At 43.1% G+C, this 2,599-nt stretch carries 3 protein-coding genes; all 3 read right to left on the bottom strand.

Annotation, left to right across the window (positions count from 1 at the left end):
• Nucleotides 1-62: 62 nt before the first annotated feature.
• Nucleotides 63-1,115, bottom strand: a complete 1,053-nt coding sequence (locus ADH54_RS03090) for a HAMP domain-containing sensor histidine kinase (protein ID WP_049524001.1) — start codon at nucleotides 1,113-1,115, stop codon at nucleotides 63-65.
• On the bottom strand, nucleotides 1,115-1,810 hold the full coding sequence (locus ADH54_RS03085) for a response regulator transcription factor (protein WP_049524000.1): 696 nt from the start codon (nucleotides 1,808-1,810) through the stop codon (nucleotides 1,115-1,117). Before ADH54_RS03085 ends, ADH54_RS03090 begins: the two co-directional genes overlap by 1 nt.
• 123 nt (nucleotides 1,811-1,933) lie before the next feature.
• Nucleotides 1,934-2,599 (bottom strand): SSURE domain-containing protein (locus tag ADH54_RS12370; RefSeq protein WP_049523999.1); only part of this gene is annotated, 666 nt, incomplete at its 5' end.

Below are 2,599 nucleotides of genomic sequence, written 5' to 3'. Positions count from 1 at the left end.
GAGCTAACGGAATTTTCCGTTAACTCAATATTTTCTATTTACCTCAAAACACTAGACACTTACTAAGCTTTATTTTCACTACCAGAGAGATTGAGAAGGAGGGTAAAGGTGCTTCCTAAGCCGTACTGGCTGCTGACTGTGATTTCCCCACCCAATTGATGGGCCAATTCACGCGCAATCGCAAGTCCTAAGCCATGACCACCTGTTTTCATGTTACGCGAAGTTTCTACACGATAAAGGCGTTTGAAAATATTCTCCAAATCCTCTGGGGCAATGCCCTGCCCTTCATCGGTCACACTGATTGAAAGACGGCTATTTTCCAGCTTAGCCACCACTTCCAGCTTGGTTCCTGGAGCAGAGTATTTAAAAGCGTTATTGACCAGATTCACCAAGATACGAGAAAGCTTGGCATAATCTCCTTCAATCCGGGCAGACTCTGGGATTACCTGCAAATGGACATCTCGCTCTTCCTGCTCAATCAAGAACTGAAATTCACTCATGCACTCAATCAAGAGCTGGTCCAGAAAAATACTGTCTTTGCTGGTCGTTTCCACCTGATTTCTAGCTGTGTTTAGGGTCAAAAAATTCAACTCTTCAACCAGTTTATTGAGTCTTTCCGTCTGACGCCCAATGGTTGCTAGATAATGGTCCTGTTCTCCTTCCTTGATAACCCCGTCCAAAATCCCTTCTACCGTCGCTTGGATTGAAGTGATGGGGGTCTTGATATCATGCGAAAGTTGAGCAATCATCAAGCCCTTTTCTCGTTCGCTTTCTTCCAAGGAATCAAAGGTGGCCTGCAAATCATGGGACATTTCATTGAAAGCTTGGCCTAATTGTTGAAATTCTACAGGGCCTTGAACCTCCAGATTTGAAGGAAAATCCTTGTCCGCTACCCGCTTGGCATGTTCCTTGAGTTTGCCCAATGACGTAAATACCGGTGATAAAAGAAAGAGACTAATCCCAGCACCGACAAGGCTGGCAACGATGGTCATTCCAAGCAGAAAGTAAATCTCGCTTTTCTCAATCAGCATTTTTTGAACAGCCCAAAAAACCACGATAATCGTTAGGAGTGTTGAAATGATATACCCCACTAAAATATAACTTTTTAATTTCATTAACTACCTCGTGCTTTCTCAATTTTGTAGCCCAAACCCCAGACAGTTTTTATAGTAGGCGTTTCTGCGCTAGCATGTTTAGCCAACTCCTGTCGAAGAGCATGAATATGAACATTCAAGGTATTGGTATCATCCACATAGTCTTCTTGCCAGACCTTTTCATAGAGGTCTGTCTTAGAGAAAACCCGTTCTGGATTACTAACTAAAAGCCATAGAAGTTCGAAGGATTTGACGGTCAAATCAAGCGCCACATCTCCAACTTGGACCTCATGGCTACCGTGATTCATCCGTAAGTCCCCGAGACTGACGACCTCTGTCTCACCTCCACGGTGAAGGCGACGTAAGATATTGTGGACACGCAAAACCAGCTCACGTGGACTAAAGGGCTTGGCAATAAAATCATCTGCCCCTAAGCTCAGGCCATAAATCTTATCCTGCTCACTGGTCTTAGCCGTGATAAAGAGAAAAGGCTGATCTGGAGATTGATACTGGACCTCACTAATCAAGTCATAACCATCCATCCGAGGCATCATGATATCTGTAATAATCAAATCAATTGGTTTTCGCTTGAAGATTTCTAAGGCCTCTACTCCATCATGGGCCACCAAAACCTGATATCCTGCCTGAACCAGATAACGTTGATGAATATCTGTGATTTCTACCTCGTCGTCAACGAGTAAAATTGTCTTTCCCATCTGTCTCTCCTTTGAAAAAAACAGTGCTATACCACAATAGTATAACACTATTTTAATCTCTTTACGAACATTCTAATCGATATCTGGATTTTTCAAATCCTAGATAGAAAGTCTGTAGCTAGACTAGTCATTTTCCTCTTTTTTAGCTTTCAAACCGAGACCACCTAACAGTCCTGCTAAGGCGAGTCCAAAGAATCCAAGAGTAGCCATTGATGTTTGGGCTTCACCAGTATATGGAAGCATGTCTTTTTGGTCTTTCATTTGAGCAGCCATCATTGGAGTTGACACCTTGTTAGTAGATGCCATCTTGCCTTCATCAGACGCTTTGCTTGAGGGTGCTGGAGCTTGATCTTGTTTCATGCTTGGTGTTGCCATAGGCTGGCTAGCATTCATGGTTTTGTCCTGCTCTTTGCTAGGCATCATCTTATCCTGACTAGTAGCTGGCATTTTAGATTTCATCTCATCTTGATTGGCACTAGGCATTTGAGCGTTCATCTTAGACGCATCTTGATGACTATTCATCATTGGAGCCGGCATAGCTGAACCATTAGAAGATGGGACGAAGCCTGATTGAATCTGAGTAAGAGACTGATGTCCATTCAAGTTTACTGTCAAATTCTTAGTCGCTACAAGATTGCTCAAGTCTGCCTTGCCATCTTTGGCACCGTATACCTTGATAGTGGCTTTATAACTTTGAGTGCCGTTTTGTTTCAAGAGGTCAAGTAACTCTTTATCTGATTTGCCTTGAGTACCTGCCAAGTCCACTTCATAGAAGTAGAGACCTTTGCC

The organism is Streptococcus pseudopneumoniae (assembly GCF_001072315.1).
Lineage (GTDB): Bacteria > Bacillota > Bacilli > Lactobacillales > Streptococcaceae > Streptococcus > Streptococcus pseudopneumoniae_R.
The sequence above is the reverse complement of the archived record's forward strand: the minus strand, read 5'-3'. Positions and strand labels throughout refer to the sequence as shown.